Here is a 24256-nt window from a genome sequence, read left to right as displayed (position 1 = left end):
GCCCCACCCCGCCCCGCCCTCCCCCGCATATCACTCACCAGTCCCGCCCTGGGATGGTTCGGCCATGGCTCGGGGATGACCTCCCGGTTGATCAAGAAGTTTCAATCCGGATTCGCCGCCCATACACACCAAACTCCTTGATCAACGACTGACCTTGCGGCGGGTCGGCCTTGCGGGCTGGCGCGGACGGGCCCTGCGGGACAGCACGGGAGGCAGCGCGCGCCGGGGATTTCTGCCTGGATGGCGGCCGTGTCCGCTATGAGTCGAATTCGGGTCGGTGCTGGGCGGAATCGGGGTGGGGTCGGGGGCGTTGTCATCGGGTGGCTGACCGCGCAGGACCTCAACCCCGCGCAGGCGGTTCGACTCTCGCCTCGGCGCAGGATGGCGGGCGGGTGTCGGAATGGTCTGGCTCGGTCGGTGGTTATACCTGGTCCCGGCGCCGCGACAGGCTGGTGGATGGCCTGGGAATGATGCGGGCTGCCAGGTGGTTGTGTATTGACCCGACGCCGCAAAGCCGGATCCGCTGATCCCCTTCTCGGACCCGTGTTGCCGTCGGACTTCCCCTTCTTCTAGCGCCTGACGGCGTTTGCGTCACTCTCAATCCCCCTGTGGGTGGCGTCTACCCCCGAATGGAGCTTGTGATGAACTCGAAGCTGTTGCGTAAGAGTGTTCTTGGTGTTGCTGGTCTGGCGTTTGCTGGTGGTGTGTTCGCTGGTCCGACCATGCAGGCTGACGCCACCCCCGTCACGGGTTCGCTGGTGGCGGTGCAGGCGGACAAGCCCGACAGCGGCAAGTTGATTCCGCATGGTGTGCAGGGTGCCCAGTCGCGTATCGACCTGTCCGACGAGCAGGTCGCCAACGCGAAGGCGATCATCGCGGCGACGAAGAAGGCCGGTATGGACGAGCGTGCCGCCGTGATCGCGATCGGTACGGCGTTCCAGGAGTCGAAGTTGGAGAACCTCGGCCACCTCGGTGACCGCAACGATCATGATTCGCAGGGCTTGTTCCAGCAGCGCCCGTCCTCGGGTTGGGGCACGGTGGAGCAGATCACCGACCCCGAGTACTCCACCCTGGCCTTTCTGAAGGGTTTGAAGCAGGTCGACGGTTGGCAGGACATGCCCCTGACCGTCGCCGCCCAGACGGTGCAGGTGTCGGCGTTCCCGGATCACTACGCCCAGTGGGAGCAGCAGGCCGCCGACCTGGTCGCCGAGCACTGGAACAGCTGACCCCACACCGAACAGACTTTCCTCGCACAAGGGGGAGCAAGAACGCTGCCGGCCGGCACCCACCACGGGTACCGGCCGGCAGCGTCTTCTCCGCGCCCCGGATCCCCGCACGACTTGCGGTGTACGGCGGGGTGGGATGTAAGCAGGGGTCCCCTGCTATACACCAGGCGTTAGCAGGGGACCCCTCCTTACAAAACAAGCAAGCACACGAACAAGCCGGCAAGCAGAATCCGCCGCGCGACCGGGAACAACGAGCGGTGGAGCGCGGTTGTACCGGGCGTCGGTGTGATCCAGTGTCCCCGGGCCTCACCTAAAATGCCGTCGCGGAATACCAGTTCGGCTGGAGCCGCGTCGCGCCACTCGCCGAGAGGCGACCTGCACACCGACCTACTGGCCGGCATCCCACTCGGGGTGCCGGCCAGTCGCCTTCACTCGGACAGGTCGAGAGCAGTGACCACGTCACCGAGTACGACCACGGCGGGCGGGCGCAGTCCCGCGTCGGCGACGGCGGCGGCGACCTCGCCCAGCGTGGCGCGCACGACCCGCTCCGAGCCGGTGGTGGCCTCCTGGACCACGGCCGCCGGGGTGTCGGCGGGTCGCCCGTGTGCCAGCAGGGTGGCGGTGATCGCCGGCAGGTTCTTGAGCCCCATCAGGATCACCAGCGTGCCTCGGAGACCGGCCAGGGCCTCCCAGCGCACCAGCGAGTCCGGTGAGTCGGGCGCGACGTGGCCGGACACCACGGTGAACTCGTGGGCCACGCCCCGGTGGGTGACCGGGACGCCGGCCGCTGCGGGGGCGGCGATGGAGCTGGTCACGCCGGGAACCACGGTGACCGGTACGCCGGCCTCCGCGCAGGCCAGCAGTTCCTCCCCGCCTCGGCCGAAGACGTACGGGTCGCCGCCCTTGAGCCGGACCACGAAGGACCCGGCGCGCGCCCGGTCGACCAGGATCTGGTTGATCTCCTCCTGGGTGCGGGACGGGCCGTAGGGGATCTTGGAGGCGTCCACCAGTTCGACGTCGGAGCGCAGCTCGTCCAGGAGCAGGCCGGGCACCAGGCGGTCGGCGACCACGACGTCGGCCTCGGTGAGCAGACGCCATCCCTTCAGGGTGATCAGCTCGGCGTCGCCCGGCCCGGCACCCACGAGGGCGACAGCGCCGCCCCGACCCGTCCGGGTGTTAACAAGGGGCCCTTCCTCTACCGGAGGCGTTAATAAGGTGCCCTTCCTTACGTGCAGGAGGGTGCGGATGGCGTCTCGGACGGCCATGGCGCGGTGTGGGTCTCCGCCGCCGAGGACGCCGACGGTCACCGGACCGTGCCGGGTCACCGCCGGGGTCCAGGCGGTCGCCGCCGTACGGTCGTCGGCGCGTACGCAGAAGATCCGGCGTTCGGCGGCGGCGGCGCTGACCGTGGCGGCGGCGACCGGGTCGTCGATGGCGACCTGCACCAGCCAGGCGCCGTCGAGGTCCTCAGGGACGAAGCGACGCTCCGCCCAGCGCAGCCGTCCGGCGTCGGCGTGGGCGCGCAGGGCCGGACTGATCTCGGGCGTCACCAGCAGCACGTCCGCCCCGGCGTCGATCAGGGCGGGTACCCGGCGGGTGGCCACCGTTCCCCCGCCCACCACGACCACCGGAAGGCCGGCCAGGCGCAGTCCGAGCGGATAGGGGTTCGCGGTCACTTCTCGGCCACCCCGGCGGAGTCGAAGGTGGCGACCTCGTGCAGGACGCGGGCCGCGCCGGTGACCACGGGCAGGGCCAGCAGGGCGCCGGTGCCCTCGCCCAGCCGCAGGCCGAGGTCGATCAGCGGGTCGAGACCGAGCCGCTCGGTATCGGTGTCGGCGAAGTGTTCCGGATCGACGCCGAGCACCTTGGCCAGGCGTAGCAGGACGGGCGCGGTGAGCGTGCGTTGGCTGTTCTCGATCTGGTTGAGGTAGCTGGTGGAGATGTCCAGACGGCGGGCGAGTTCGGCCTGGGTGAGGCCATGCTCGCGGCGGAGCCGGCGCAGTTTGGCGTGCGCGTAGAGCTTCTTCTCGGCCGTCACCCGTCGCCTCCTCATGGCGCCTACGGGCTGCGAATATAACACTCGCAAAGTTCGCAAGTTTTGCAGTTTTGCTGGTCCCGGGGTGGAAAGTACGCACCTTCCGGGCCTCGACGCGGGCCCTGCCGGCCGGTGAGCCTGACAGGGTGAACCCGAGCCTGAGGAGTCCCCGTTGATCGAGCACGTCGTACGCGTATCGCCCAGTGCGGAACGGCTGCCCCGCGACCGGCAACTCGCCTGGGCACTGGCCGAGGTGGCCACCGCGCGCGCTCCGCTGGACGCCGACGCGGCGGCGATGGTCGCCAACCGGGTGATCGACAACGCCGCGGTGGCGATGGCCTCGCTGTCCCGGCGTCCGGTGTCGGTGGCCCGGGCACAGACCCGACCGCATCGGATGACCCCCGGGGCATCGGTCTTCGGCGCCGACCCGGCGCTGCGGGTCTCGCCGGAGTGGGCGGCCTGGGCCAACGGCACCGCGGTGCGAGAGTTGGACTTCCACGACACCTACCTGGCGGCGGACTACTCCCACCCGGGAGACAACATCCCGCCGTTGCTCGCGGTGGCCCAGCACGTCGGTGCCAGCGGCGCGGACCTGCTGCGCGGGCTGCTCGTCGCCTACGAGGTGCACGTAGCCCTGGTCACCGGGATCTGTCTTCACAAACACAAGATCGACCACGTGGCGCACCTGAGTGCGGCGACCGCCTGCGGGCTGGGCGCGCTGCTGGGCCTGCCCACCGAGGTGGTCTACCAGGCCATCGGCCAGGCGGTGCACACCACCACCGCCACCCGGCAGTCCCGCAAGGGCGAGATCTCCTCGTGGAAGGCGTTCGCCCCCGCGTTCGCCGGCAAGGCCGCGATCGAGGCGGTCGACCGCGCCTTGCGCGGTGAGGGCGCCCCGGCGCCGGTCTACGAGGGTGAGGACGGATTCATCGCCTGGCTGCTCGACGGCCCGGACGCCACCTACACCGTGCCGCTACCGGCCCCCGGAGATCCCCTTCGCGGCATCCTGCGGACCTACACGAAGGAACACTCCGCCGAGTACCAGGCCCAAGCGATCATCGACCTCGCCCGCGCGATGCGCGACAAGCTGCCCGGCATCGACACCGCCGCAGGAGTGGACCGGATCGAATCGATCGTCCTGCACACCAGCCACCACACCCATCACGTGATCGGCTCGGGAGCCAACGACCCACAGAAGTACGACCCGACCGCGAGCCGGGAGACGCTGGACCACTCCATCCCCTACATCCTGGCCGTGGCGTTGCAGGACGGCGTCTGGCACCACGTGCGCTCGTACGACCCGCAACGGGCCGGTCGACCCGACACCGTCGCCCTCTGGCACAAGATCACCACCGTCGAGGACGCGGAGTGGACCCGCCGCTACCACAGCCCGGACCCGACCCAGAAGGCGTTCGGTGGACGCCTGGTGATCACCTGCACCGACGGCACCGTCCTGGAGGATTCCCTCGCCCTGGCCGACGCCCACCCCGACGGCGCGCGTCCCTTCGACCGCCCGGCGTACATCCGCAAGTTCACCACCCTCACCGACGGGATCGTCACCGCCGACGCTCAGCGGGAGTTCCTCGACGCCGCCGCCCGGCTCGCCGACCTCACCAGTGAGGAACTACCGGCGTTGTTCCCCACGGTCGACCACGCGGCGATCACGCACGCCGACGCCGTCCTGCCGCAAGGAATCTTCCGATGACCTACCTGTACGCCCGCACCAGCGCCACCGCCAAACGCGCGGCACTGCGCACCGGCCTGGCCAGCGGCGAGCTGCTGCGGCTACCGGGCGCCTTCAACCCGTTGACCGCCCGCATCGTGCAGCAGACCGGCTTCGAGGGCGTGTACGTTTCCGGCGGCGCGCTGTCGGCCGCCGCCGGTCTGCCCGACATCGGCCTGACCACACTGACCGAGGTGGCTGGCTGGGCCGCGGACATCGCCGCCAGCACCGACCTGCCGGTGCTGGTCGACGCCGACACCGGCTTCGGCGAGCCGCTGAACGCGGCCCGCACCGTGCAACGGTTGGAGGACGCCGGGCTGGCCGGCTGCCATCTGGAGGACCAGGTCAACCCGAAACGCTGCGGACACCTGGACGGCAAGACCCTGATCACCCCGCAGGACATGGCGCGTCGCCTGCGGGCCGCCGTGGCCGCCCGCCGCGACCCCGATTTCCTGATCATGGCCCGCACCGACGCGCGTGCCGTCGAGGGCCTGGACGGTGCGATCGCCCGGGCGAAGGCGTACGTCGACGCCGGCGCGGACGCGATCTTCCCCGAGGCGCTGGCCGACGCGACGGAGTTCGCCGCCTTCCGGGCCGCCGTCGACGTGCCGCTGCTGGCGAACATGACCGAGTTCGGCAAGGGCCCGAGCCTCACCGTCGACCAGCTCCGCGACCTCGGCTACAACCTGGTCATCTATCCGGTCACCACGCTGCGACTGGCGATGGGCGCGGTCGAGGCCGGTCTGCGTCGACTCGCCACTGACGGCACCGCCGCCGGGCTGCTCGACACGATGATGACCCGTTCCCGCCTCTACGAGGTCATCGACTACGACCAGTACGGCCGCTTCGACGCCGATGTCGCCGCCTTCACCCTGCCACCGGACGCCTGACCACCACGCGGGCGCGGCGCGTCCCGACATCCCGGAGGACCTACACCCATGAGCACCGACATCCGCCGTGGCCTGACCGGCGTGGTGGTCGACACCACCGCCATCTCCACCGTGATCAGCGAGACCAACTCGCTGACCTACGGCGGCTACGCCGTACAGGACCTCGCTGCCTCCCGCAGCTGGGAAGAGGTCGCCCACCTGCTGTGGCACGGCGACCTGCCCCACGCGACCCAACTCGCCGACTTCCGTGCCGCCGAGGCCGCCCAGCGTCGACTGGACCGGACCGGGCAGGAACTGCTGCGCAAACTCCCCGAAACCTGCCATCCGATGGACGTGCTGCGCACCGCGGTCTCCTACCTCGGCGCCCAGGACCCGACCGAGGACCTCGCCGACCGCGCCGCCAACCAGACCAAGGCGCTGTCACTGTTCGCGAAGCTGCCCACCGTCGTCGCCCTGGACCTGCGCCGTCGGCGGGGACAGGACCCGATCCCACCCGACCCGATGCTCGGCTACGCCGAGAACTTCTTCCACATGTGCTTCGGCGACGTACCCTCCGCCGACGTGGTCCGCGCCTTCGAGACCACGATGATCCTGTACGCCGAGCACAGCTTCAACGCCTCCACCTTCGCCGCCCGCGTGATCACCTCGACGCTGTCGGACCTGTACAGCGCCGTCACCGGCGCGATCGGTGCACTCAAAGGTCCGCTGCACGGCGGCGCCAACGAAGCCGTCATGCACATGCTCGTGGCCATCGGCGACCCGGACCGGGTGGAGTCCTGGCTGGACGACGCCCTCGCCACCAAGCAGAAGATCATGGGATTCGGGCACCGGGTCTACAAGAACGGCGACTCCCGCGTACCGATCATGCAGGACGCCCTGGACACCCTGATCGCCACTTACGCCGACGACCGCGTCCGCCGACTCGCCGAGGTGTACACCAGGCTCCAGACCGCCATGTTCCAGCGCAAGGCGATCCACCCCAACCTCGACTACCCCTCCGCGCTGGCGTACCACGTGATGGGTTTCGACACCCCGACCTTCACACCGATCTTCGTGATGAGCCGCATCACCGGCTGGACCGCGCACATCGTGGAGCAGCTCACCGCCAACGTGCTCATCCGCCCGTTGAGCGCCTACACCGGCCCGCAGCAGCGTCCCGTACCGGCCTGACCTACACCGCACAGACCATGTAGAAACCCCGACGTCCACCGTCCCACCAGGACGAGGCCGTCCGTTTCCCACCAGGAGACGCCATGGAACAGCTCACCCACTTCATCGCCGGCAGACGCGTCGCCGGCCGCACCGGCCGATTCGGCGACGTGTACGACCCCAGCACCGGACAGGTCACCCGGCAGGTGCCCATGGCCTGCGCGGGCGAGGTCCACGAGGCGCTTGCCGACGCGGCGGCCGCACAGCCGGGCTGGGCCGCCACGAACCCCCAGCGCCGCGCCCGGATCCTGATCCACTGGCTGGCACTGATCCACCAGCATGCCGGTGACCTCGCCGCGCTGCTCTCCGCCGAACACGGCAAGACCGTCGCCGACGCACACGGCGACATCCAGCGAGGAGCGGAGGTGCTCGAGTTCGCGATCGGCGTCCCGCACCTACTCAAAGGCGAGTACACCGACTCCGCCGGCGCCGGCATCGACGTGTACTCGATGCGGCAGCCGCTGGGCGTCGTCGCGGGCATCACTCCGTTCAACTTCCCGGCGATGATCCCGCTGTGGCAGGCCGCCCCTGCGTTGGCATGCGGCAACGCGTTCGTCCTCAAACCCAGCGAGCGGACACCGTCGGTGCCACTGCGGCTGGTCGAGCTGTTCGTCGCCGCCGGTGGCCCACCCGGCGTGTTCAACGTGGTCAACGGCGACAGCGGGGCCGCCACGCCGCTGCTGACCGACCCACGGGTGCAGGCGGTGGGATTCGTCGGCTCCTCGACGGCCGCGCGCCATGTCTACGCCACGGCCACCGCCCACGGTAAACGGGCACAATGTTTCGGCGGTGCCAAGAACCACGCCGTGGTGATGCCCGATGCCGACCTCGACCAGGTCGTCGACGCCCTGGTCGGGGCCGCGTACGGATCCGCCGGAGAACGCTGCATGGCGGTCTCCGTGGCGGTGCCGGTGGGGGAGCGCACCGCCGACGCGCTCGTGGCCCGCCTCACCGACCGCATCCGGGGCCTGCGGGTCGGCGCCGCACACGACCCGGACGCCGACTTCGGGCCGCTGGTGACCGACGTCGCCCGGCAGCGGGTCACCGACCACATCGCCGCCGGTGTGTCCGAGCAAGCAGCCCTTCTTCTCGACGGCCGTGGGCGGACCGTGGACACTCATCCGGACGGCTTCTACCTCGGGCCGTCGCTGTTCGACCGGGTCACCCCACAGATGTCGATCTATCAGGAGGAGATCTTCGGGCCGGTACTGTGCGTGGTCCGGGCAGCGGACTACACATCGGCGGTACGGCTGTGCGACGAGCATCCGTACGGCAACGGGGTGTCGGTCTTCACCCGCGACGGTGACACCGCCCGCGACTTCGCCCAGCGGGTACAGGTCGGCATGGTCGGCGTCAACGTACCGATCCCGGTGCCGATCGCCTACCACACCTTCGGCGGCTGGAAGGCATCCGGCTTCGGCGACCTCAACCAGCACGGTCCCGACTCGATCCGATTCCACACCCGCACCAAGACCGTCACCTCCCGCTGGTTGTCCCGAGGCGTCCGCGACGGTGCCAGCTTCGTGATCCCCACGATGAGCTGAGGCCGTCATGCAGCTGACCGACGAGCAGACCGCATTGGGTGCCACCGTCGTCGACTTCGCCACCACCCACCTGGCGCCGCACGCGGTGCGCTGGGACCGCGACAGGCACTTCCCGGTCGACGTCCTCCGCAAGGCCGCCACGCTCGGCCTGGGCGGGGTGTACGTCGACGAACGCCACGGCGGTAGTGGCCTCGGGCGCCTCGACGGTGTCATCGTCTTCGAGGCGCTGGCCACCGGATGCCCGTCGCTGGCCGCCTACACCTCGATCCACAACATGGTGGCGGCGATGATCGACCGGTACGGCACCCCAGCGCAACAAGCCACCCACCTGCCCCGTCTGTGCACGATGGAGACGCTGGGCGCGTACTGCCTGACCGAGCCCCACGCCGGCAGCGACGCCGCCGCAATCGGCACCAAGGCCCGCCGCAGCAGCGACGGTTGGATGCTCGACGGGGTCAAGCAGTTCATCTCCGGCGCCGGCGCGGCCGGCCTGTACGTGGTGTTCGCCCGCACCGGCGCACCCGGCCCGAAAGGCGTCTCGGCGTTCCTGGTCGACGCCGACACCCCCGGGCTGACCTTCGGCCCCAACGAGGCCAAGATGGGGTGGAATGCCCAACCCACCCGGCAGGTGATCCTCGACCAGGTCCGGCTACCGGCGACCGCCCTGCTCGGTCACGAGAACAGCGGATTCGCGATCGCGATGGCCGCCCTCGACGGCGGACGACTCAACATCGGCGCATGCTCCCTCGGCGGTGCCCAGTACGCCCTGGACCGCGCCACCGCCCATCTACGCGACCGGCCGGCCTTCGGTGCCCCCCTCGCCCAGGCACAGGCCCTGCGGTTCCGCGTCGCGGACGCCCTGACGCACCTCACCGCAGCCCGACTCCTGCTCCACCAGGCCGCCGACGAACTCGACCGCGGCGACCCGGACGCCAGCACCCGCTGCGCCATGGCGAAACGGTTGGCCACCGATACCGGATTCGACGTCGCCAACACCGCCCTGCAACTGCACGGCGGCTACGGCTACCTCACCGAGACCGGCATCGAGAAGATTGTCCGTGACCTGCGTGTCCACCAGATCCTCGAAGGGACCAACGAGATCATGCGGCTGATCATCGCTCGCAGCCTGCTCGACGAACGCAGGGCCGCATGAGCGCGCCACCGGTCATCGCCCGGCTGACCGGCCACCTCGGGCACCTGACCCTGAACCGGCCGACCGCGATCAACGCCCTGACCGCCGAGATGGTCACCATCATCCGCCGCACCCTGGCCCTGTGGGCGGCCTCCGACCGGGTCCGCACCGTCCTGATCACCGGCGCCGGTGACCGTGGCCTGTGCGCCGGCGGCGACATCCGCGCCATCCACGCCGACGCCGTGTCCGGAGCAACCGCCTCACTGGACTTCTGGGCCGACGAGTACCGGCTCAACGCCACCATCGCCGCCTATCCCAAACCCATCGTGGCCTGGATGGACGGCCTGGTCATGGGCGGTGGGATCGGTATCTCCGGCCACGCGTCGCTGCGGGTGGTGACCGAACGTTCCCGGCTCGCGATGCCGGAGGTGGGCATCGGTTTCCACCCCGACGTCGGCGGCTCGTGGCTGCTCTCCCACGCACCCGGCCACCTCGGCACCCACCTCGCCCTGACCGGCACCCCCATCGGTGCCGCCGACGCCATCGCCGTCGGCCTGGCCGATCACTACATCCCCACCGAGCGGCTCCCGTACCTGAGGCTCGCGCTGGCCCGCCGGGACGCCGCCGGCGCCGTCGCCTCGTTCGCCACCAGCCCGCCCCCGGCCGCCCTCACCGCTGCCCGCGACTGGATAGACGAGTGCTACGCCGGTGAGTCGGTCGAAGAGATCATCGAACGACTCACCCGCCACCGTGCACCCGACGCACGTGCCGCCGCCACGGTGCTCGACAGCCGCTCACCCACCGCGCTGTCCGTCACGCTTCGCTCGCTGCGCAGCGCCGCGACCCTGCCCGACCTGCCGGCGGCCCTGGCACAGGAGTATCGGCTGTCCGCCGCGATGCTGCGGCTGCCCGACCTGGCCGAAGGCATCCGTGCCCAGATCATCGACAAGGACCGCCGACCCCGCTGGCAGCCGTCGGCGCTCGCCGACGTGTCACCGCACCTCGTGGACGCCTGTTTCGGCCCACGGGACAACTTGCCGGACCTGACCGTGGAGGCACCGTGACCATCGCGTTTCTGGGACTGGGCAACATGGGCGCCCCGATGGCTGCCCACCTCGTCACCGCAGGCCACCACGTGGTCGGATACGACCCCGCACCCGCCGCCGCCGACCAGGCCACCGCGCGCGGCGTTACCGTGACCGACAGCCTCACCGCCGCGGTCCGGGGCGCCGAGGCGGTGATCACCATGCTGCCCACAGGACAACACCTTGCCGACTGCTACGACGCGGTGCTCGCCCACGCCACACCCGGCGCACTGCTGGTGGACTGCTCCACTGTCGCCGTCACCGACGCGCAGGCAGCCGCCGCCCGCGCTACCGACGCGGGCTTCGCCCCACTCGACGCGCCCGTCTCCGGTGGCGTGGCTGGCGCCGCCGCGGGCACCCTCACCTTCATGGTCGGCGGCGCCGCCGCCGCGCTGGAGACGGCCCGCCCGCTGCTCGACGCGATGGGTACCCGGATCATCCACTGCGGCCCATCCGGATCCGGACAAGCGGCGAAGACCTGCAACAACATGGTCCTCGGGATCTCCATGATCGCTGTGTCCGAGGCATTCCTCCTCGGCCGGTCACTCGGTCTAAGCGACCAGGCGCTGTTCGACGTGGCCTCGACCTCGTCGGCCCAGTGCTGGGCGCTGACCAGCTACTGCCCCGTCCCCGGACCGGTGCCCACCAGCCCGGCCAACCGCGACTACCAGGGCGGGTTCTCCGCCCTGCTGATGCGTAAGGATCTTCACCTGGCGCAGGCCAGCGCGGCGCGCGCGGACGTCGCCACCCCACTCGGGGCCGCTGCAGCCGTCCTCTACGACCAGTTCGTCGCCGCCGGCAACGGCGCACGGGACTTCTCGGCGATCATCACCGCCCTCGCCACTCGAACCAGTCCACCGGAGGCCACCGCATGAGCGACGAGACGATTCTGATCGACACCGACCATGACGGCATCGCGATCGTCACCCTCAACCGGCCGCAGGCCCTCAACGCACTGTCACTGCAGGTGATGCGGGACCTGACCGCCGCCGCCACCACGCTCGACGCCGAACCCGCGGTCAAGGCCATCATCATCACCGGTTCGGCCACCGCGTTCGCCGCCGGCGCCGACATCAAGGAGATGGCCGACCGCACCTACAGCGAGATGGACGCCGCCGACTGGTTCGGCGGCTGGTCGGCGATGAGCGCCGTACGCACCCCACTCATCGCCGCAGTGGCCGGCTACGCCCTCGGCGGCGGTTGCGAACTGGCGATGATGTGCGACATTGTCATCGCCGCCGACACCGCCCGTTTCGGCCAACCGGAGATCACCCTCGGGGTCATCCCCGGGATGGGCGGATCACAACGCATGACCCGGGCCATCGGCAAGGCCAAGGCCATGGACCTGTGTCTGACCGGACGGACGATAACCGCTGACGAGGCCGAACGCGCAGGCATGGTCTCCCGGGTCGTTCCCGCTGACCGACTGCTCGACCAGTCGATCCAACTCGCCACCCGGATCGCGGGCATGTCCGCCCCCGCCGCCCGCATGGTCAAGGAGGCGATCAACCGCTCCTTCGAGGTCTCCCTGGCCGAAGGGCTGTTGCACGAACGGCGACTGTTCCACGCCACCTTCGCCACCGACGACCAGACCGAGGGCATGGCTGCCTTCATCGCCAAGCGCCCACCGCACTTCATTGACCGCTAGTCTCGGTCCGCCGCTGCGGGATCCTCAGCGCCAAGCGACGGCTCGTGGTGACCAGCTCCAGGCGGACGCTGTGCAGGTGATTGGTCGGTGCGAAGACCCTGTTGGTTCCGTTCGGTCCTCGTGCTGCTGCTTGAGCAGGGCGGCGGTGAGCACCTCGTGGGGGGACCGGTCATCACGACCCTCGCCGTACCGGGACGGCGGTCTCGTCGCGCAGTTTCCGACGGCAAGATCGAGGTCGTTCGTGTCACCGGGTCTCCGCCTTGCTCAGCGGCGGGGACCCCGCAGGAGCGCGCCGTGCAGGACGGCGGAGGGGTCGGCGCCGAGGTCGAGTCGGTCGGGTGTGACGTCGGCGCGGACGAGGAGGTCGCCGACGGCGGCGATCATGGCGCCGTTGTCGGTGCAGAGTCGTGGTGCGGGCACGCGTAGCCGTATTCCGGCGGCGGCGCAGCGTTGCTCGGCGAGGGCGCGTACTCGGCTGTTGGCGGCGACCCCGCCGACGAGCAGCAGGGTGTCGGCCTGGTGGTCGCGGCAGGCGGCCAGGGCCTTGCGGGTGACGGTGTCCGCGACGGCTTCCTGGAACGACGCCGCGACGTCGGCCACGGGCAGCGCCCGGTCGCCGTGTCTCTCGACCCAGCGGGCGACGGCGGTCTTGAGGCCGGAGAAGGAGAACCGGTAGGGCGGGTCGGTCGGGCCGGTCATCGGTCGGGGGAAGGCGATCGCGGTGGGGTTGCCGTCGCGGGCGGTGCGGTCGATGGCGGGTCCGCCGGGGTAGGGCAGGCCGAGTAGGCGGGCGACTTTGTCGAAGGCTTCTCCGGCGGCGTCGTCGGCGGTGTCGCCGAGGTGGACGACGGGATCCCGGGCGAGGTCGCCGAGGAGGAGCAGGGAGGTGTGCCCACCGGAGACGATGAGTGCGACGCAGCGGTCAGGGAGTGGACCGTGTTCGAGGACGTCGACGGCGGCGTGGCCGGCGAGGTGGTGCACGCCGTAGAGGGGGACGCCGAGGCTGAGGGCGTAGGCCTTGCCGGCGGCGAGGCCGACCTGGACGGCGGTGGCGAGGCCGGGGCCGGCGGTGGCGGCGACGGCGTCGATGTCGGCGAAGCCGATGCCGGCGCGGTCGAGGGCGTGGCGGACCATGGGGGTGACGGCGTGCAGGTGGGCGCGGGCGGCGATCTCGGGGACGACGCCGCCGAAGCGGGCGTGTTCGTCCATGCTGGTGGCGAGGGCGTCGCCGAGTAGGACGCCGTCGGCGACGATGCCGACGCCGGTTTCGTCGCAGGAGGTTTCGATGCCCAGGACGATCGGCATCGGTCAGTCGTCCTGGTCGGTGCCCGCACCGACGCCGGGGTGTTCGGCGCTGGCGGCCAGGATGCGTTTGCGGAGTTTGGTGGGGAGTCGGTCGACGTAGGTGAGGCCGTCGAGGTGGTCGACTTCGTGTTGGAAGCAGCGGGCGAGGGTGCCGGTGCCGTCCAGCCGGATCTCGTGGCCGTGGACGTCGTAGCCGGTGACGGTGGCGGTGGCGCAGCGTGCCAGTTCGGCGTGCTGGCCGGGCACGGAGAGGCAGCCCTCCGTGTCGGTCACCAGGTCGCGGTGCTCGGGCAGGTGCAGGATCGGGTTGACGACGGTGGCGACGGTGTGGGCGCCGGTGGCGTCGGGGCAGTCGACGACGAAGATCCGCGCGTCGACGCCGATCTGGTTGGCGGCCAGACCGACGCCGTGGGCGGCGTACATGCTGGCGAACATGTCAGCGACGAGGTGGGCGAGGGCGTCGTCGAAGTCGGTCACCTCGGCGCAGCGCCGGTGCAGTACGGGCGTGCCGTAGCGGGTGATGGGGCGCGGAGTGCCGGTCGAAGTCTGCACAGCCACCTATCATATGCAATTGCCAAAAGTTTGCAGTAAGGGCGGTCTCGTGGTGGTCCCGCCGGCCGGCCGAGGTGCTCCGGGCGGTGGTCAGGGTCGGGTGGCGCGGCGTCTGGCACGGTGGGCGCGGACGTGGTGGCGGGTGGCGCACCGGTCGGAGCAGAACCGGCGGCACCGGTTTCTGCTGTCGTCGAGGAAGGCGGTCGGGCACTCTGGGTCCGCGCAGACGCCGAGCCGGTCGATGCCACGTTCACACAGCCAGACGGCGAGTCCCCACACGGCGGCGGCGACGTACTCGACCGAGCGCGGTGTGCCGGGTGTGGCGACGTGCATGTGCCAGTCGACCGCCGAGGTGCCGGAGATCATCGGCCGGACCCGATACCGGGTCAGCAGGGCGTTGAGTTCGTCCACCGCCTGCTGCTCACCGCCTGCCGTCACGCTCTGGAACACCTGACGCAGGCGAGGTCCGACCTCCTGCAGCCTCTGCAGGTCGGCATCCACGACGGCGGGAAGTGGGGGATGCTGCGCCAGCAGCGTCCGCGCGTCGCTGAGATCGTCGAGCCGCGCGTTGGCCAGTGCCGCCGCCCGTAGGGCCAGTCGGTAGCTGTCGGCCAGCCCGCTGCGGTTGCCCGTGCCGGCGCCGCGGGCACGGGACGGGCGCGGTGGACCCACCGTCGCCGGTGCCGCCCGTACGCCGACGGGTTGGGCCCTTATCGGGGCGCTGTCCGGCACCCCGCGCACCGCCCGTAGACGACGACACCACTGGGCTGTCCGGGCGGATCCGGGTCGATCCCGACGGCGCGTGCGGCGGCCAGGCTGGCTTCGACCGTCTCGGCCGGCAACTGCCGCATGTCGCCGCAGGTGCCGCAGACGGCGTGGTGGTGCGCGTCGTCGGCGAGCCCGAACGTGGTCGTCCGGCCGACCGGCACGGTGTGGGCGATGCCCAGCTCGACCAGTTGCCGCAGCACCCGGTGCACCGTCGACAGTTCCACGGCCACACCACGGGCGAGCAGCGCGTGGTGCAGCTCGGTCACGGTGAGGTGCCCGCGGCCACCGACCGCGTGGGCGAGTTGGTCGAGCACTCCTCGTCGAGCAGCGGTGTTCCGCAGGCCGGCACGGCGTAGTCGCCGCACGGCGGCGGTCACTCGGTCGGTCTCCGATGTGGTCAACCGCCCCTCCTCGCCGCGCGATCGTCGGTTCTATTGCAAGATAGTGGCAAGAGCATCACCTTGGCAGCAACCCTGGAGGAGTTCTCATGGCGGTCTACACCCTGCCGGATCTGCCCTACGACTACGGCGCTCTGGAGCCGGCGATGTCGGGGCAGATCCTGGAGCTACACCACGACAAGCACCACGCCACGTATGTCAAGGGCGCCAACGACGGTCTGGAGCAGCTCGCCGAGGCCCGCGCCAAGGGCGACTTCAGCACGCTGGTCGGATTGGAGAAGACGTTCGCGTTCAACCTGTCCGGTCACGTGCTGCACTCGATCTTCTGGGGCAACCTCTCCCCGGACGGCGGCGACCGCCCCGATGGCGATCTGGCTGCCGCGATCGAGGAGCACTTCGGTTCGTTCGACGCGTTCGCCGGGCAGCTCTCCGCCGCCACCAAGGGCGTGCAGGGCTCCGGGTGGGGCGTGCTGGCCTGGGAGCCGCTCGGGCAGCGGCTGATCGTGGAGCAGGTCTACGACCACCACGGCAACGTCGGTCAGGGATCGACGCCGCTGCTGGTGTTCGACGCCTGGGAGCACGCCTACTACCTGCAGTACAAGAATGTGCGGCCGGACTACGTGGACCGGCTGTGGAACCTGGTGAACTGGTCGGACGTGATCGCCCGCTTCGACGCCGCCCGCGCCGCCACGCCGAAGATCTGAGCGGCGTGACCGGCCTCACCCCGGCCGCGGCGGAGCTGGTGCAACGCGCCGCCGGGGTCATCGCGGCCAAGCACCGCGGTGACCTCGACGGCGCCGAGGAACTCATGTCGGCGTTCGGCTCCGAACAGGCCAAGACCCTCGGTTTCTACCTCCTGGCGGACCTGAGCCTCGGACTGCTCCGCGCGCAGAGCGGCCAGTCCCTGGACGACCTCGTCCGTGAGCTGTCCCTGCTCGTCGCCGCCACCGCCATGCCACCCGACAACTGACCGCGGCGTTCCTCTGGTCGGTGTCGCCGGCACCAGGTGTGCCGGCGACAACCGATCGGAGGCGACCACCCTGCCGACTGCCGCGCCGCATCGTGCGCGCCGGGCCGGCAGTACCTGGGCGGGGTGGTCGGCCGTGGGGTATCAGAAACAGGCTCGCTCTGCTGCCACTAGCATGTAGTTGCATAACTGTGGCAATAAGGGGGCGTTGGTGCGGACGGCGGAGATCAAACGGCGCTTCCTGGGGTGTTCCGGATGGATCCGATGCTCGGATATCCGCCGGACGCTCCAGCAGGGATACCCGAGGGGCACAGCGCCCAGCACCGACTCCACGATCTCGCCGGTGCCGTTGTCTTCCTGTCCCTACCCCTCTCCGCGGCTGTCGGTGCGTTCACGCTGCCCGGGGCATCCTGGAGAATCACCTCGGCCTCGTCCAACGCGCCATCATCATCCCCGGATGGGGCTGGCTCGCCGCCCTGTTCACCGCCCTGGCGCTCGGACTGAGCTAGCTTGACCACCGGCTGTCCTGGGCGCGCAGCTCCCGCGTCCCGGTGTGCCTTGTCCCTCAGCGCGGCACGGCGTGGATGATTGCCGCCACCAACAGCAGCACCGGTGTGGCGGCGACAGTCCCGCGAATGACGGGCCAGTTGATCCGACCCCTTTTCGGAAGGCTCTGGAGCAGGATCAAGCCGGCGAGCAGTGTGACGAGAAGTAGCATCGCCCCAGCGGGAAATGCGAAGATCAACATCTCTTCCCGTGGTGAGTAGTCATAGCGTACTCGTTCGTGAGACTGCTGACTGAGCAGGACGATGTAGGCGGCAATCACCAGGATGTGCCAGCCGGCCAGGACCGCATGTGCGGGGACGGGGTCCCGATCGTCGGTCTCGCCTACGTCGACTTGTGGCACGTAGTTCCTCCTGCGGCCGGCGTCTCATCGCCATTCGTCTATCAGTCTAACTGCCCTGCAGTGAAGCGGGCGATAGCGATGGCGTTTGGGAAGAAAGGTGTGGACTGAACCGTCGGCGCCTTGGTGCGCCGTGTCGGCGAAGGTCATCACGTTCGCGTCGGCCAAGTCGGCGATGACTTGCACATCAATGCCGTGTCGTCGGTGTTTTCTGGAGTAGGAGGGCTTCTGGTCGTACACGTGGTCGATCGGTATCAGAGCGTCGGCGAGGATCGTGTTGGCCAGCCGTCGGATCCTGCTCATCGCCCGGTTCAGGTCATCGGTGGTGGAGGCGCGACGTCCCCATTGGGGTCGGGTCATGTTGTAGGGCCGGTGGCCGTTCCACCGGGAGCGGTTCTGGTGCCCTGGCCTGCGGAAACTCCGCGAGTGTCACAAACACCCCTGCGGGTCTGCCCTTTGTGGAAGGTTTCGCTCGGAAGGTTGCCGACCTTCGACGGTGTCGAACGAGCAGAGGCGGTCACTGCCGCAGGAGCAAGGCGAGATCAAGAACCACACGACCGCTGAAGCTGCCCGTCGTGTGAGCTTCGCCGGTCAGTAGGTCGACTCGGTACACCCGGCTGCCGGCGGCGCCGTTGAGCACGGCGTAGGCGTTGTTGGCCACGGCGCGATCGCCACGCAGAGCGCTGTGGATGTCGAAGCCTGCTTGTAGCGCCGCGTTGACTCCGAGTGAGCCGGTGGCGGCCAGTTGCCCGGAGTTCGCGGGGGATTGCAGCGCGACCTGGTCGAGGGTGGTGTCGATATCGAACAGGGTCGTGGCAGTGGCAGGGTTGAGGTCATTGTTGGTGTAGGCGGCCCCGGTGACACCGATGGCGGCGGTGGCGGGCGGGTAGGTGAGGGGGCCGTCAACGACGGTCGTACCGCCAGGGTTGATGTTGTGGCGCAGGTTCTGGCCGGTGTCGCTGATGACTCGGAGTCGGTCGGCGGCGGGGTTGAAATCGACGCCGAACGACGTGCCGTTCAGTGCGACGGTCAGTTGACTGACCTTCGTAGCTACGGCGGTGCGGGTGCTCAGTGCGTAGACGCCGCCGGTGTTGCCGACGCCGTAGAGGTTGCCGTCCTGAACGCGGAAGTCGATGCCGATGAGTACTTCGCTACCGGGTAGGTCGACCGAGCCGATGGTGCAGGCCAGGGCAGGGGTATTGACGGCGAATTTGATCAGCTGCTGATCGGCGGTGAGGCCGACGGCGACGAGCCCGTTGCGCCCGCCCGCGTTCAGTAGGTCCCACAGCAGCGTGCAGGTGCCGGTACGCAACGACGGTAGGCCGTGAGACGGGATGCCTTGTGCGGTGCTGTGGCTCGTTGGGGCGGCGCTGACCGGTGTCGAGGTGACCCCGACGGTGGTGACCACCATCGTGGCGGCGCAAAGCAGCCCACGGAAAAGCGTACGGTGCATGAGAGGCACTTCCTTGATCAGAGGCACCGACGGACTCCTCGGCGGAATCCGGCGCCCTAGCGGCGGCGGTGCGGGGATGAATTCCCTGGTCAAAGCCTATGAGCGGTGAATCCCCAGGTCTTGTCGGATATCATACTTTCCTCCGACTTTCGCACCTTCTGCACAGAGCAATGACCGAAGACGCCCTGCCTCGCTCGGAGCGTTGATTGCCCGCTTCGTGACCAGAGCCCGCTAGAAACGATCTTGGGGAAACGCGCTGGGCGCACATGTTCCATTGCCGCAGCTGGACGTCGTCGTCGCCGACCAGGATCTGCGCGGGCAGCCGCTGGCGGTTGCGGTATCGCTGCCAGGCGTCGCGCCACTACGGTCGGTTAGGCCGGCGTGGTCAACCCGCCGGCCCAGACCGGACGCAGGCCCGGTACACCGCCTCCTCGAACGCGGTGATCGCGGCTTTCAGCTCCTGGGTCGCCGGCACCACGGTCGCCCGGGTGGTGTCATCGGTGGCGACCAGCATGCCGCAACGCTCCCGACCCGCGCGCCACCGCTCGACCTCCGCCGTCACGGGCAGCAACTCCACGATGTGTCGTAGCTGGGTCCCGGTGTCGCCCGGCGGGGGAGAGGAGCAGACGAAGGCGTACCACGACTCCAGATGACGATCGCTTTCCTTGCCGATGGCGATGAGAGCCGCCCGCCGCTGCTGGTTGGTGAGCCGAAGCTCGACGACAGGCAGGTCCGCCTGCGGCGGCACGGCCCGGAAATGGGTCTTCACCAGGTTCGCGATCGCCTGGGCGGCGTGCTGGACCTCGCTGCCGACCTCCACGGCCGTGGACTGGCGGACCCGGGAACCGAGTTGGCCCATGCGGTCCCGCGTCTGCCCCATCCGGCGTACCGGCTCGGTGAAGTCCTCGCTCACGGCGATCAGCTCCACCTCGGTGTCCGAGCCCCACCGGCCCTGGTCGAAGCAGTAGCGGGCCACCTCGTTCAAGAACCGTCGGGCGGACTCCCGCACCGGATCCACGCTCCACTGCGGAGTCTGCTGCTGCCGAGCCCGTTCCCGTCGCCGCCCCTCGACCAGACGGGCGGCCTGCTTTGCCATGACCAGGGCGGGGTGCAGCCCGCTACGCCGGTCTGCCTCGAACTGGAGCTGGGCGTCGACGGCATCGCTCGCCGCCGAACCCGGCGGACGTTTGTCGACCGGCGAGAAGTCGTACGACGTGTGGTCGGGCGTCCGCCGCCGGCGTGCCTGCCGCCCGCCCCAGGTGCCTCGTGCGACCTGCTTGTCGTTCGGCGCAGGTGTCATCTCGCCCCCCTCCAGCCAAAGAATCCACGATGGTGGTCGCGCGAGCCAGCGTGACACCCGGGGTCTGCTACCCGACAGGGCGGGTCGTCCGAGGGGCAGCGGAGGGGGTGACGCTCTCGACCGTAGCGATGAGCCGTCCTCACGTCGGCCACGACAGCGCGACCGGTGAGCGCGCCAAGCAGCCAAAACAAGGTGATATGCCCGCTATGGTGAGCGTATGGCGGTGCGGGCTGGCGAGGGCATGACGGAGGAGCGGCTCGGCAACCCCACTCCGATGTCCGTACTGATGTACCACTCGATCTCCCGGCTCGACGGCGGCCGACTCCGGTCGCTCGCTGTCGAACCGCGACGGCTTACCGACCACCTGGCGACGCTGTCGGACGCCGGTTACCGTCTGGTCGGCCTGAGTGCGGCCCTGGACTCCCTCGCGGCGGGCCAATCGGACACCCCACAGGTGGCGCTGACCTTCGACGACGGGTACGCCAACTTCCTCACGGCCGGTCTCCCCGCTCTGACGGCGGCCGGCGCGTCGGCCACCCTCTACCCCGCAGTCGGCAGCCTCGGGGGCAACGCGGACTGGCTCGGGCGGCAGGCGGACGCGTTCGGTCCGCTGCTGACCTGGGAACAGTTGCGGGATGTCGCAGAGGCCGGCGTGGAGATCGGCAACCACGGCCTGATCCACCACCCGCTCGACGTACTGCCTCGGGGCCGGCTCGAACAGGAGATCCGGGACAGTCGGGACCGACTGGAGCAGGAGCTCTCCCGTCCGATCCGCTCGTTCTGTTACCCGCACGGCTACCACAACCCGCAGGTACAGGAACTGGTCCGGGCCTACGGGCACGACAACGCCTGCGAGGTCGGCCGGCGGCGCTACCGTCCGATGGCCAACACGCGTTCCGCCGCCACCGGGGCCGGCGACAGTCGCATGGCCATACCCCGGCTGCAGCCCACCCCCGATTTGACCGGGGCGGACCTGCTGACGCTGGTCCGAGGTCACGGCCCGACGATCGGACCCGAGGTGCGACGTCTGGCGCAACCCGCATGGCGGCTGACCCGGCGGCTCGCCGCCCGTGCTGGCTGGCGGCTGACCTGAGGAGAGCGGCGATGGGCCGGGCCCGGTCGTGGTGGCGTCGCCTCGTACGCCGGCCCGACGACCCGGTTCCGGCGCAGTCCCGGCTCGCACGGCCAGGTTTCGGACCCTGGTGGACCGGGCTGGCGGTGCTCGCCACGGTGGCCACGGTCGGGTTCGTCGTGGTGATCGATCCGTTGAGCAACCACCGGTCCGGCCGGAAGAACACTCCACATCCGTCGCACCCGGTGCCCGGTGGCACCCCCGGCCCCGGCAGCGGACAGCTACCGGGCCAGGTCGGCTCCTCGGGTGTACCGATGCCCCGGGGCGATCTTCCGGGCTGGCGGCAGATCTTCGCCGATGACTTCTCCGGCACGGCACTCAGCAGCGACTGGTTCGCGTACGAGGGGCAGCCGGACGGCGACCCGGGCGGGTGGTTCGATCCGTCCCACGTCATGGTCGCCGACGGCCTGCTGACCATCGGCGGCTGGCGCGAGCCAGCCCGGGGTGACCTGTACGTGACCGGAGGCGTGTCGAACCGGCACGCTGTCAGCCGCAGCTACGGCCGGTACGACATCCGCTTCCGGATGGACCAGGGCACCGGTATCGCCTACGCCCTGTTGCTCTGGCCGGCCGACAACCAGTACCCGCCGGAGATCGACATCGCCGAGGACAACGGGCGCGACCGCCGCCGGATGTACGGCGTCCTGCACCCGCCGCAGGGGCGGCCGGTCGAGCGCAGCGTCGCCGGTGACTTCACCCAGTGGCACACCGCCGGTCTGGAGTGGACCCCCGGGCGGCTCGTCTTCACCCTCGACGGTGTGCCCTGGACCACCATCACCGGCGACGGCGTTCCCCGCGAGCCGATGGCGCTCGCGCTGCAGAGTCAGGCGTGGTACTGCGGGCACACCTGGGAGGCGTGCCCGGACGCGACCACACCGGCCCGGGTCGACCTGACGATCGACTGGGTGACCATCTACGCGCCGACCTGACCGGGACGCCGCTGTTCAGCGGTCATCCGGTGAGCCGGTAGACCACCACCCCGTCATCCCGGTGGGCGACCGACCACCCGGGCGCGGCGTCGAGCGCCTGGGCGAGCCGATCCACCGCGCCGTCGGGCAGGTGCCCGAAATAGGCGACCTGCCGGCGCATTCCGTCGCTGACCACCAGGTAGGTCTCGGTCCCGGCGAAGCCGCGCAGGTACTCCTCGATCTGCGGGACATGTTCCGGGCCGAGCAGGGCGTGCCGCAGGCCGGCTCCCTCGACGAGATCCGGTTCGCCGACGGCGACGCTCCGGTTGAACTCACCGTAGTCGGCGCTGAGCCGACCCGGAAAGTTCGAGGAGACGGTGGCGATCGTCGAACCGGGGGCGGCGGTGGCGTAGAGATGACGCGCGGCACGCACCTCGGCCGTGCTCTGCCGGTCGACCATGAGCTGACCGTGCCGGCCCTGCATGGTGGCGAGCGCGGCGACCCCGAGCACGGCGGCCAGGACCGCCGCCGCAGCGACCGGTACCCGGCCTGTACGGGCCGACCCGGGTCGGCCCGCGTGGTCGCGCGGTGCCAGCAGCGCGGCGGCGATCAGGTACGCGCACCACGGCGCGGAGAAGAGGAAGACCCGGTAGATCGCCTCACCGCCGTAGTTCTGTGCGGCGAGCAGCAGGAACGGCGCTGCGGCCAGCACCGCTGGCACGGTCACCGGGTGGGAACGGCGCCATCCGTACCACGCGGCCAGCGCGGCCCCCGTCCATACGGCGAGAGCGAGCACCCGCACCACGATCGCCGAGAACGCCTGCCCGTCCGAGCCCCAGCCGTCGGCGTTGCCGGAGGCGTTGGCGAAGAGGTTGAGGCCGTCGAAGATGGAGAAGGAGCCGCTGACCATGCCGTACCTCGGTGCGAGGTAGGCCAGCAGCATCGCGGCCAGCGGCAGCGGCAGCCACCCCGGCCGGACCTGGCGGAGCAGCACCAGCGCGGTGATCTGCGCCAGCAGCAGGTACGGCGAGAGTTGGTGCCCGGCGGTGAGCACGGCGAAGACGCCGAGGAGGCCGGCGATCGCCGTCACCCGGACCCGCCCACCGGCGGTCGCCGTGCCGGGACGCTCTCCGGGGGCCGCTGCCGGCCGGTCGGGGACCGGGCGGCGCAGCCAGCGGAGCACCACCAGCAGGGCACCGAGGCTGAGCAGGAACGCCAACGCCTGAGGGGAGAGGTAGTCCTCCTCGATCCAGTTGATGCAGAGGAACCCGAAGACGGTCAGGTAGCCCACCCGCCGGTCGGCGTGAAGCGTGCCGGCGACGGCGAGAAGCACCAACGCGCCCGCGAGGTTGAAGAAGACCGCCGACCAGTCGGCCAGCGCGGCCACGCCGACCCCGGAGACGTCGGCGAGCTGGGCGGTGGCCGCGAAGAGGGCAGGCCACTGCTGGTAGATGTCGCCCGACGCGCCGACGCCCCCGCTGGTCTGGATGAACTCGACAACGCCGAGGTGCTTGAACGTCCAGGCGTACTGGGGCTGGTCGAGCAGGAGCGGCGTGGTGCCGTGTAACAGCAGGACGAGCAGCACCAGGTACCCGGGGAGGGAACGGGAGGGCACACGCCGCCCGGGGCCGAGGAGCCCGACGGCGAACCCGGCGACGCAGAGCGCCAGCGCGCCGAAGAAGGCCGGATGGACCGTCGCCAGAAGACCGTACTGCCCGACCCGCGTCACGTCCGTACCGGCGAGCGCCACCAGCCAGAGGGCGACAGCGGCGGCGAGCACGGCGGGGTGCATCGCGGCCCGGACGCCCGGGGCGGTGGCCAGCCGGAAGCCGGCGCGCCAGGGCCGGGCGGGGCGTCGCCCGGCCCGGACGAGCCCGACCAGCGAGACGATCCCCACCACGGCGGCCCCCGCCAGGGCCAGCGCCGACGGGTACCACCGACCGGTCCAGGCGGCCAGGGTCGCGGTCGCCGTCCAGCCGCAGACGCTCACCAGCAGCGCCAGCGCCCAGCCGGCCAGCGGCTGGCGGACCCGGCGCAGACCGACGAGCGCGGCCCCCGGCCCGAGGCAGGCGAGGCC

General features: G+C 70.3%; 23 protein-coding genes and 2 pseudogenes. 13 read left to right on the top strand and 12 right to left on the bottom strand.

Annotated elements, in window-relative coordinates; genetic code table 11:
- The first annotated feature begins 641 nt into the window (after positions 1–641).
- On the top strand, positions 642–1226 hold the full coding sequence (locus tag EYA84_RS07060; protein ID WP_131052209.1) for a hypothetical protein: 585 nt from the start codon (positions 642–644) through the stop codon (positions 1224–1226).
- Positions 1227–1654: 428 nt separating this feature from the next.
- Here EYA84_RS07060 and cobA read toward each other — a convergent pair whose 3' ends face one another.
- The 3 genes and pseudogenes from cobA to EYA84_RS33385 form a co-directional block, all read right to left on the bottom strand.
- Positions 1655–2902, bottom strand: coding sequence for a uroporphyrinogen-III C-methyltransferase (gene cobA / locus EYA84_RS07055; protein ID WP_131052208.1), 1248 nt, complete (start codon positions 2900–2902; stop codon positions 1655–1657).
- A pseudogene (locus EYA84_RS33125) lies at positions 2899–3045 on the bottom strand (nicotinate-nucleotide--dimethylbenzimidazole phosphoribosyltransferase); the annotation flags it as partial. The gene cobA and the pseudogene EYA84_RS33125, both read right to left, overlap by 4 nt.
- Before the next feature lie 30 nt (positions 3046–3075).
- A pseudogene (locus tag EYA84_RS33385) lies at positions 3076–3279 on the bottom strand (helix-turn-helix domain-containing protein); the annotation flags it as partial.
- A gap of 154 nt (positions 3280–3433) precedes the next feature.
- Here EYA84_RS33385 and EYA84_RS07045 point away from each other — a divergent pair.
- From EYA84_RS07045 to EYA84_RS07010, 8 genes are all read left to right on the top strand, one after another.
- Positions 3434–4966: an MmgE/PrpD family protein gene (locus tag EYA84_RS07045; RefSeq protein WP_131052206.1), complete on the top strand. Its 1533-nt coding sequence runs from the start codon at positions 3434–3436 to the stop codon at positions 4964–4966.
- Positions 4963–5874, top strand: a complete 912-nt coding sequence (gene prpB, locus EYA84_RS07040; protein WP_131052205.1) for a methylisocitrate lyase — start codon at positions 4963–4965, stop codon at positions 5872–5874. The genes EYA84_RS07045 and prpB overlap by 4 nt, the downstream gene beginning before the upstream one ends.
- Positions 5875–5922: 48 nt before the next feature.
- Positions 5923–7044 (top strand): bifunctional 2-methylcitrate synthase/citrate synthase, encoded by a 1122-nt coding sequence (locus tag EYA84_RS07035; RefSeq protein ID WP_131052204.1) that lies wholly within the window; start codon positions 5923–5925, stop codon positions 7042–7044.
- 83 nt (positions 7045–7127) lie between these two features.
- Positions 7128–8627 (top strand): CoA-acylating methylmalonate-semialdehyde dehydrogenase, encoded by a 1500-nt coding sequence (locus EYA84_RS07030; protein ID WP_131052203.1) that lies wholly within the window; start codon positions 7128–7130, stop codon positions 8625–8627.
- Between the two features lie 7 nt (positions 8628–8634).
- Positions 8635–9780: an acyl-CoA dehydrogenase family protein gene (locus EYA84_RS07025; RefSeq protein WP_131052202.1), complete on the top strand. Its 1146-nt coding sequence runs from the start codon at positions 8635–8637 to the stop codon at positions 9778–9780.
- Complete coding sequence (locus EYA84_RS07020) at positions 9777–10823, top strand: enoyl-CoA hydratase/isomerase family protein (RefSeq protein WP_131052201.1); 1047 nt, start codon at positions 9777–9779, stop codon at positions 10821–10823. The genes EYA84_RS07025 and EYA84_RS07020 overlap by 4 nt, the downstream gene beginning before the upstream one ends.
- Complete coding sequence (gene mmsB / locus EYA84_RS07015) at positions 10820–11719, top strand: 3-hydroxyisobutyrate dehydrogenase (RefSeq protein WP_131052200.1); 900 nt, start codon at positions 10820–10822, stop codon at positions 11717–11719. The genes EYA84_RS07020 and mmsB overlap by 4 nt, the downstream gene beginning before the upstream one ends.
- Complete coding sequence (locus tag EYA84_RS07010; protein ID WP_131052199.1) at positions 11716–12492, top strand: enoyl-CoA hydratase; 777 nt, start codon at positions 11716–11718, stop codon at positions 12490–12492. The genes mmsB and EYA84_RS07010 overlap by 4 nt, the downstream gene beginning before the upstream one ends.
- Positions 12493–12756: 264 nt before the next feature.
- Here EYA84_RS07010 and tsaD read toward each other — a convergent pair whose 3' ends face one another.
- The 4 genes from tsaD to EYA84_RS06990 all read right to left on the bottom strand — a co-directional run bounded on the left by tsaD (position 12757) and on the right by EYA84_RS06990 (position 15518).
- Entirely contained in the window at positions 12757–13797 is a 1041-nt protein-coding gene (gene tsaD, locus EYA84_RS07005; protein WP_131052198.1) for a tRNA (adenosine(37)-N6)-threonylcarbamoyltransferase complex transferase subunit TsaD, read from the bottom strand.
- Positions 13798–13800: 3 nt separating this feature from the next.
- Positions 13801–14349, bottom strand: coding sequence for a peptide deformylase (def, locus tag EYA84_RS07000; protein WP_131052197.1), 549 nt, complete (start codon positions 14347–14349; stop codon positions 13801–13803).
- A gap of 90 nt (positions 14350–14439) precedes the next feature.
- On the bottom strand, positions 14440–15081 hold the full coding sequence (locus EYA84_RS06995) for a CGNR zinc finger domain-containing protein (protein WP_343232759.1): 642 nt from the start codon (positions 15079–15081) through the stop codon (positions 14440–14442).
- The gene (locus EYA84_RS06990; RefSeq protein WP_131052196.1) at positions 15060–15518 is read right to left on the bottom strand and encodes a Fur family transcriptional regulator; all 459 of its coding nucleotides are present in this window, start codon (positions 15516–15518) and stop codon (positions 15060–15062) included. The genes EYA84_RS06995 and EYA84_RS06990 overlap by 22 nt, the downstream gene beginning before the upstream one ends.
- 86 nt (positions 15519–15604) lie before the next feature.
- On the opposite strand from EYA84_RS06990, the gene EYA84_RS06985 reads away from it, so the two are divergent.
- A complete protein-coding gene (locus EYA84_RS06985; RefSeq protein ID WP_131052195.1) occupies positions 15605–16219 on the top strand; it encodes a superoxide dismutase in 615 nt (204 codons plus the stop codon).
- Between the two features lie 5 nt (positions 16220–16224).
- Positions 16225–16485, top strand: coding sequence for a superoxide dismutase (locus EYA84_RS06980; RefSeq protein ID WP_131052194.1), 261 nt, complete (start codon positions 16225–16227; stop codon positions 16483–16485).
- Positions 16486–17047: 562 nt separating this feature from the next.
- On the opposite strand, the gene EYA84_RS06970 is transcribed toward EYA84_RS06980, so the two are convergent.
- The 4 genes from EYA84_RS06970 to EYA84_RS06955 all read right to left on the bottom strand — a co-directional run bounded on the left by EYA84_RS06970 (position 17048) and on the right by EYA84_RS06955 (position 20139).
- Positions 17048–17389 (bottom strand): hypothetical protein, encoded by a 342-nt coding sequence (locus EYA84_RS06970; protein WP_131052193.1) that lies wholly within the window; start codon positions 17387–17389, stop codon positions 17048–17050.
- 24 nt (positions 17390–17413) lie between these two features.
- Positions 17414–17746, bottom strand: coding sequence for a hypothetical protein (locus tag EYA84_RS06965; RefSeq protein ID WP_131052192.1), 333 nt, complete (start codon positions 17744–17746; stop codon positions 17414–17416).
- Between the two features lie 157 nt (positions 17747–17903).
- Positions 17904–18866, bottom strand: a complete 963-nt coding sequence (locus EYA84_RS06960; protein ID WP_201272320.1) for a DUF4394 domain-containing protein — start codon at positions 18864–18866, stop codon at positions 17904–17906.
- A gap of 358 nt (positions 18867–19224) precedes the next feature.
- Complete coding sequence (locus EYA84_RS06955) at positions 19225–20139, bottom strand: hypothetical protein (RefSeq protein ID WP_131052191.1); 915 nt, start codon at positions 20137–20139, stop codon at positions 19225–19227.
- Between the two features lie 217 nt (positions 20140–20356).
- Here EYA84_RS06955 and EYA84_RS06950 point away from each other — a divergent pair, with 217 nt between their 5' ends.
- Together EYA84_RS06950 and EYA84_RS06945 are read left to right on the top strand one after the other, a co-directional pair.
- Positions 20357–21232 (top strand): polysaccharide deacetylase family protein, encoded by an 876-nt coding sequence (locus tag EYA84_RS06950; protein WP_131052190.1) that lies wholly within the window; start codon positions 20357–20359, stop codon positions 21230–21232.
- Between the two features lie 11 nt (positions 21233–21243).
- The gene (locus EYA84_RS06945) at positions 21244–22200 is read left to right on the top strand and encodes a family 16 glycosylhydrolase (protein WP_161594919.1); all 957 of its coding nucleotides are present in this window, start codon (positions 21244–21246) and stop codon (positions 22198–22200) included.
- A 22-nt stretch (positions 22201–22222) separates the two neighbouring features.
- On the opposite strand, the gene EYA84_RS32395 is transcribed toward EYA84_RS06945, so the two are convergent.
- The coding region (locus tag EYA84_RS32395; RefSeq protein ID WP_161594918.1) for a hypothetical protein at positions 22223–24256 on the bottom strand (2034 nt) is incomplete at its 5' end.

Origin of the sequence: Verrucosispora sp. SN26_14.1 (genome assembly GCF_004307965.1) — a bacterium.
Classification (GTDB): Bacteria; Actinomycetota; Actinomycetes; order Mycobacteriales; family Micromonosporaceae; genus Micromonospora.
Note: the sequence above shows the minus strand (reverse complement) of the source record. Positions and strands in the feature narration are given on the sequence as shown.